At 74.1% G+C, this 3,998-nt stretch carries 5 protein-coding genes; 4 read left to right on the top strand and 1 reads right to left on the bottom strand.

Annotation, left to right across the window (positions count from 1 at the left end):
- Nucleotides 1-246 (bottom strand): LysR family transcriptional regulator (locus ND748_RS34760; RefSeq protein ID WP_251749053.1); only part of this gene is annotated, 246 nt, incomplete at its 3' end.
- A gap of 75 nt (nucleotides 247-321) precedes the next feature.
- Between ND748_RS34760 and ND748_RS27160 the strand changes: the two genes are divergently transcribed.
- The 4 genes from ND748_RS27160 to ND748_RS27145 all read left to right on the top strand — a co-directional run.
- The gene (locus tag ND748_RS27160; RefSeq protein ID WP_251749052.1) at nucleotides 322-1,131 is read left to right on the top strand and encodes a hypothetical protein; all 810 of its coding nucleotides are present in this window, start codon (nucleotides 322-324) and stop codon (nucleotides 1,129-1,131) included.
- 150 nt (nucleotides 1,132-1,281) lie between these two features.
- The gene (locus tag ND748_RS27155) at nucleotides 1,282-1,983 is read left to right on the top strand and encodes an SRPBCC family protein (protein ID WP_251749051.1); all 702 of its coding nucleotides are present in this window, start codon (nucleotides 1,282-1,284) and stop codon (nucleotides 1,981-1,983) included.
- A 340-nt stretch (nucleotides 1,984-2,323) separates the two neighbouring features.
- Entirely contained in the window at nucleotides 2,324-3,334 is a 1,011-nt protein-coding gene (gene add / locus ND748_RS27150) for an adenosine deaminase (RefSeq protein ID WP_251749050.1), read from the top strand.
- Nucleotides 3,335-3,362: 28 nt separating this feature from the next.
- A partial coding sequence (locus ND748_RS27145) for a glycerate kinase (RefSeq protein ID WP_251749049.1) occupies nucleotides 3,363-3,998 on the top strand: 636 nt, incomplete at its 3' end.

Genomic DNA, 3,998 nt, shown 5'->3' with positions numbered 1-3,998 from the left:
GCGCGTGACGTCGGTGCGGGCGGCGGCCAGGCGTAGCAGCAGGGGGCGGGCATGCTCCAGCAGGCGGGCGCCGGCCTCCGTGACGCCGACGGGCCGGCGGTGCAGCAGCGCGACGCCGAGGTCGGCCTCCAGCGCCGCGATCTGCTGCGAGACGGCGGACTGGGTGTAGCCCAGCTCACGAGCGGCGGCCGAGAACGACCCCGCCGTGGCGACGCCGACGAACGTGCGGAGCTGTTGGGGATCCACACCATCAGTCTTACTTATGCCGGGTGCACTGATAATCGTTGGACCTGAACTCGGGGACGCACCGACGATCGACGCATGACCTCCAACACCGCCGTCACGCCGTCCGCGCCCGTCGCGTCCCCAGCACTGGTGACGCGCTCGGCACCGCCCGCGCGGGTGGCGCTGGTCGGTGACCGCAGCGCCGAGATCGCCGCGCATGGCCGCATCCCCGACCTGCTCGATGCGCTGCGCCGGCGGGACGGACTGCCGGTGGACGCCTACTGGATCCCGACCGACGAGGTGCTGGCCGCGGGGCCGCTCGACGGCTTCGACGGCATCTGGCTCGTGCCGGGTAGCCCGTACGCCAGCGAGGCGGGCGCGCTCGCGGCGGTCCGGGCCGCGCGGGAGGGGGGCATTCCCTTCCTCGGGACCTGCGGCGGCCTCCAGCACGTCGTGCTGGAGTTCGCCCGCTCGGTGTGCGGCTTCGTTGACGCCGCGCACGCCGAGGTCGACCCCGACGCGGCTCATCCGTTGATCGTGCCGATCGCCTGCGCCCTGAACGGTCACGAGGGCGCCGTCCGGATCACCCGCGACTCCCTCGCCGAACGGATCATCGGCGCGGATCGCACGGTCGAGCGGTACTACTGCTCGTACGGGATCAACCCGGACCATGTCGGCCTGTTGCTCGCGCACGGCCTGCGATTCAGCGGCGTGGACGAGTCCGGCGACGTCCGCGTCCTCGAGCTGCCCGGCCATCCGTTCTTTCTGGCGACGCTGTTCCAGCCCGAGCTGGGCTCGGATGCCAGCCGCCCGCACCCGGTCATCCGCGGCTTCGCGCAGGCCGCGGTCGCGATGGCCGCGGCCCGGCGAGCGTCGACGCGGGCCACGGTGCGATCGCTCGGCTGAGCCGGCGGCGACGCCGCCCCGCCCCGCTGCTCCTGATCATTTCCCGCGGAGTCGCGTGCTCCGTACCCGGTGTCCTGCCCGCAGGTGTGTTAGGGGCTGGCGGCTGGGGATGAGCGTTGCATCCGACACCGAAGTCAGCCGGGAGGAAACATGGCGAGCACGGTACAGGAATCGATCGAGGTCCACGTCCCGATTCGCACCGCCTACAACCAGTGGACGCAGTTCGAGTCCTTCCCGAACTTCATGGACGGTGTCGAGTCCATCTCGCAGCTCGACAACACCCACACCCACTGGAAGGTGAAGGTCGGTGGGCAGGAGCGGGAGTTCGACGCCACGATCACCGAGCAGCTGCCCGACGAGCGGGTGGCGTGGAAGAGCACCGAGGGCACCTCGCACGCCGGCGTGGTGACCTTCCACCGGCTCACGGACGACGAGACCCGGGTGACGGTCCAGATGGACTGGCAGCCCGAGGGACTCGCCGAGAAGGCGGGCGCTGTCCTCGGGGCGGACGACCGGCGGGTCAAGGCCGACCTCAAGCGGTTCAAGTCGTTCATCGAGCACCGCCAGAGCGAGACCGGTGGCTGGCGCGGCGAGGTGCCCCGGCCCGACGCCACCGGCCCCGCCGGCAGCGGGAGGGACACCCGGGTGGGCCAGGCGCCGGGCGACACGTCCTTCGGCGCTTCGGGAACCCCCGGCTCGGCCGGTTCCTCGGGCTTCCCCGGTTCGGGCGGTTCGACGGGCGCTCCCGGCTCCGGTGGCGCGCCGTACACCCCCGGTTCGGGCGGCGCGGCGGGTGGCCGGGCCCCGGGTGCCCAGAACAGGACCCCGGGGAGCCCCGCCGGCGGCTGGTGAGCGCGAGCCGAACGGAGCACGACGCGAACGGAGCATGACGCGAACGGAGCACGACGAACGCGGAGCACGACGAACGGCGCGGCCGGTCCGGACATCGGGCCGGCCGCGCCGCTTCCGTTTCTCCCCGCTGTCCGTTTCTCCCCGCTGGCCGCCGCCCGGCGCCGTCCGCAGGCCGGGAGGTGACCGGGAGGTGACTAGCCTCCGCTGACGGACCCGGCCCGCAGGACCGGCACACGTTTCGATCCACCGCCCCGCCGGAGTGTGATAGTCCGGACGCCGGGGACGGTGTGAAGCCGTGCCGCGAGGGTGTGAAGCCGTGCCGCGAGGAGGAAGGACGTCGATGCGGGACCTCCGCTGCCTGCCCAAGGGGCATCTGCACCTGCACTTCGAGCTGGGAATGCGGCCGTCGACGCTTGCCGATCTGGCCGCCGCCGCGGGCATCGCGACCCCCCGGACGGGGGGATTCACCGAGTTCGGTGGCTTCAGCGAGGTGATCGGCGGGATCCTGCCGGTCTTCCGGCACCCGGCGGACTTCGAGCGGCTCGTCGACGAGATGGTCAGCGACGCGGCCGACGAGGGCGTCGTGTACCTCGAGCCCAGTTTCTGGCCGTATGCCCACCTGGGGGTCTTCGGCAGCGCCGAGGCCGCCTGGGAGACCGTGCTGGCCCGATCGGAGGAGGCGGGCGCGCGACGCGGGGTGACGGTCCGTTGGATGGCCGCGGTGGACCGCGTCTACGACTCCCCCGAACAGGCGGTGGAGGTGGCCCGTACCGCCCTGCGCCACGCCGACCGGGGCATCGTCGGTCTCGGGCTGCACAACGACGAGAACGGCTGGCCACCGGAGCCGTTCGCGGCGGCGTTCCGGGTGGCCCGGGCGGGCGGACTGCTGTCGACCCCGCACGCCGGCGAGCTCGACGGTCCGGCGTCGGTGCGCGGTGCCGTCGAGACCCTCGGCGCCGACCGGCTGCAGCACGGCATCCGGGCCGTCGAGGACCCGGCCCTCGTCGACGACCTGCTCGAGCGGGGCACCTGCCTGGACGTCTGTCCCACCTCCAACCTGCTGCTGTCGGTCGTGCCGTCCATGGCCGCGCACCCGCTGCCGGCGCTGCTGCGAGCCGGGGTGCGCTGCTCCATCAACGCGGACGACCCGCTGCTGTTCGGGCCCACCTGCCTGGAGGAATACGAGCTGTGCCGCCGCGAGCTCGGCCTGTCCGACGAGGAGTTGGCGGCCTGTGCGCGTAGCTCGGTGCTCGCCGGCGCGGCCCCTGCGCCGGTGCGGGCGGCGGCCTTGGCCGGCATCGACGCCTGGCTCGCGACGCCGGCCGTGCTGAGCGCTCCGGCGGCTGGCTGAGCCGGGCGGACGGGACGAGGACGCCGCGGTGCGCCCGGTGGGCGGCATCGGATCGGCGGCGGCTGACCGGCCGCGGCGGGTCGTCATCGCCCCCGACTCGTTCAAGGGTTCGGCGACCGCGACCGAGGTCGCCGCGGCGCTGCGTGACGGCTGGCGCTCGCGCCGGCCGCTCGACGAGATCGTGACGCTGCCCATCGCCGACGGTGGCGAGGGCACCCTCGACGTCTTCGCCGCCGCCGTGCCCGACTCGGTGCGTCACCCGGTGCGCGTGAGGGGTCCGGACGGGCGCCCGCACGACGCCGAATGGCTGGCGCTGCCGGGCGACGTGGCCGTGGTCGAACTCGCGCGGGCCAGCGGCCTGCCGCTCATGCTGGCCCCGGACCCGTTGCGGGCGCAGACCATCGGCCTCGGCGAGGCGCTGCGGTCCGCGCTGGCCGGCGGCGCCCAACGGATCCTGGTCGCGCTGGGCGGCTCGGCCTCGACGGACGGCGGCACCGGTGCCCTCGCCGCGCTGGGGGCCCGCTTCCTCGACGTGCGGGGCACGGTGTTGCCGCCAGGTGGGGGTGCCCTGACGGGGCTGGCCGAGGTGGAGCTGGCGGGCCTGCGGCCGCCGCCGCCCCGGGGGGTTCGCTGCCTGGTCGACGTGGACGCCCCCCTGCTGGGC

Origin of the sequence: Frankia sp. AiPs1 (assembly GCF_023716945.1) — a bacterium.
In the GTDB taxonomy this organism is placed as follows: domain Bacteria; phylum Actinomycetota; class Actinomycetes; order Frankiales; family Frankiaceae; genus Frankia.
This window is presented reverse-complemented; position numbering and strand designations above follow the sequence as displayed.

Coding starts and splice junctions, on each gene's coding strand:
- ND748_RS27155 (WP_251749051.1), top strand. CDS start 1,282: ATGGCGAGCACGGTACAGGAATCGATCGAGGTCCACGTCCCGATTCGC.
- add (WP_251749050.1), top strand. CDS start 2,324: ATGCGGGACCTCCGCTGCCTGCCCAAGGGGCATCTGCACCTGCACTTC.
- ND748_RS27160 (WP_251749052.1), top strand. CDS start 322: ATGACCTCCAACACCGCCGTCACGCCGTCCGCGCCCGTCGCGTCCCCA.